2 protein-coding genes are annotated in these 2,085 nt (G+C 66.8%); both read right to left on the bottom strand.

Going from position 1 to position 2,085, the window contains the following annotated elements:
- A partial coding sequence (locus sphsw_RS13405; protein WP_031441047.1) for an agmatine deiminase family protein occupies positions 1–219 on the bottom strand: 219 nt, incomplete at its 3' end.
- The gene (locus sphsw_RS13400; RefSeq protein ID WP_031441046.1) at positions 220–1,851 is read right to left on the bottom strand and encodes a M28 family peptidase; all 1,632 of its coding nucleotides are present in this window, start codon (positions 1,849–1,851) and stop codon (positions 220–222) included.
- Between the last annotated feature and the right edge of the window lie 234 nt (positions 1,852–2,085).

Here is a 2,085-nt window from a genome sequence, read left to right as displayed (position 1 = left end):
GCCGCCGTTGAGGAAGTATTCCAGCTCGTTGACGGTATCGATCCGGCACTTGGTCTGGAACGTCTCGCCGCAGCCGTCGGCATGGACTGCGGAGGCAAAGGCGACGACCTCGTCACGCGCGGGTTCGAGATCGTCGAGCCACAGATCGGCATGGCTCGGAAAGCCGATCCACACGGCCTTGTGATGCGCCCATTCGGCGGGCGGGGGGAGTGTCGTCACTTACTTGGCTCCTGCGCGATCTTTGTCGCGGATGTTGCGGAATTCGGCGGTCTTGTACCAGTTGGGCCACAGCCCGGTGTCGTCGGCGAGCTTGCGGCCGAGCCCGTAATAGATCGTCAGATCCTCGACTGCACCCGACCAGTCCCAATTGGCGTCATATTCGTCCGCGGGCTTGTGATAGCGGTTGGCGACATAGTCCTCGCGCGCGGCATGACCCGCCGCGGTGCCGCCGACGACGAGGTCCTCGCCGCTGCCGCCGTCAAGCATCGGCACGCCGAGCTTGGCGAAGCTGAAATGGTCCGAGCGATAATAGCCGCCGCGTTCGGGGTTGGCCTCGACGCCGATCACGCGGCCCTGCGCGGCGACGAACGGCTTGACCAGATCCTCGATCTCCGACTTGCCTGCCCCCGTCAGCACGAAGTCCTTCACGCGGCCGTCGACGTTCAGCACGTCCATGTTCACGCCGCCGACCGTCCGCGCGAGCGGATAGATGGGATGCTCGGCATAATAACGCGAGCCGAGCAGCCCCGATTCCTCCGCGGTCACCGCGAGGAACGCGAGCGAGCGCTTCGCCGGGCCGGCCTTCACATGCGCCCGTGCGAGCGCGATCAGCCCCGCGGTGCCCGTCGCATTGTCCGCGGCACCGTTGCAGATGTCATCGCCACCCACCGTGTCGCAGCGGCCGAGATGATCCCAATGCGCCGAATACAGCACGTAATCTTCCGGTGCGGTCGTCCCCGGCAGCACGCCGATGACGTTCTTCGACGCCTGGCGACGGATCGTGTTGGCAAAGCCCGTCGACAGCTTGAGGCCGAGCGGTACCGCCTTGAAGCCCTTCACCTTGGCGGCCGCGGCGAGCGCGGCATAGTCCTTGCCCGCACTCGCAAAGACGCGTTCGGCGGCAGGCTTCTGCATCCAGCCGATGACCTGCGACTGGTCGAGATGATCGCCCTTCTCGTCGAGCTCGAGCTGCGGCCCGGTCCAGGACGACTGCACCACCGCCCAGGGATAGGCTGCGGGTTCGGTGTCGTGGACGATGATCGCCGCGGCCGCGCCGTGCTTGGCCGCATTCTCGAACTTGTACGGCCAACGACCATACCAGGTCATCGCGCGGCCCTCGAACGGGCCTTCGCGGCCCATTGTCTGCCAGTCGGCGTCGTTGATGAGGATGACGACGGTCTTCCCCTTCACGTCGACGCCGGCATAATCGTCCCAGCCCTTTTCGGGCGCGGTGATCCCGTAGCCGACGAACACGACGTCGCTGTTCGTCACGGTCGACGTCGGCGCGACGCGGTAGGTGCCGGCGACCATGTCGGTGCGATAGGCGAGGCTGACGGGAGCGGTGCCGCCGGTGAAGACGAACGGCCGGACGTCCTTGGCGGTGATCTCGACCATCGGCACGTCCTGGGTCCAGCTGCCTTTGTTGCCGGGTTTCAGCCCGGCGGCCTCCATCTGCGCGACGAGATAGGCGACCGTCTTCGCCTCGCCCGGCGTGGTCGGCGCGCGGCCTTCATAGGCGTCCGATGACAGCGTCTGGGTGACGGTCTTGAGCGTTTCGACCGAGATGGCGGGCGCGGTCTGCGCCGAGGCGGCGGTGCCGAGAAGGAGCAAGGGCAGAAGGGCAGCGCGCATAGGGATCTCCCGAGTAAGTGCCGCGCGTTCTGGCAGCGTGCCCCCCGCCGCGCAAGGCATGCGCCACCCCCGCGGTGGTCGCCTCGGTCCCCGCCCCCGGTCTGGTGCAAATTGGACGAAAGTGCGCGTTTGTCATCGCGCGCGGCGTTGCTAGGTTACGTAGCGGGGCTTGGTTCGGGGGATAAGAATGCGGTTGCGATCGATGATGCGCGTGCGCGCGGGCATGGCGCTGTG

The organism is Sphingomonas sp. FUKUSWIS1, assembly GCF_000733135.1.
Classification (GTDB): Bacteria; Pseudomonadota; Alphaproteobacteria; order Sphingomonadales; family Sphingomonadaceae; genus Sphingomonas; species Sphingomonas aerolata.
The sequence above is the reverse complement of the archived record's forward strand: the minus strand, read 5'-3'. Positions and strand labels throughout refer to the sequence as shown.

Bases quoted from the DNA above. Each gene is read 5' to 3' on its own strand.
- sphsw_RS13400 (WP_031441046.1), bottom strand. From the start codon at position 1,851: ATGCGCGCTGCCCTTCTGCCCTTGCTCCTTCTCGGCACCGCCGCCTCG.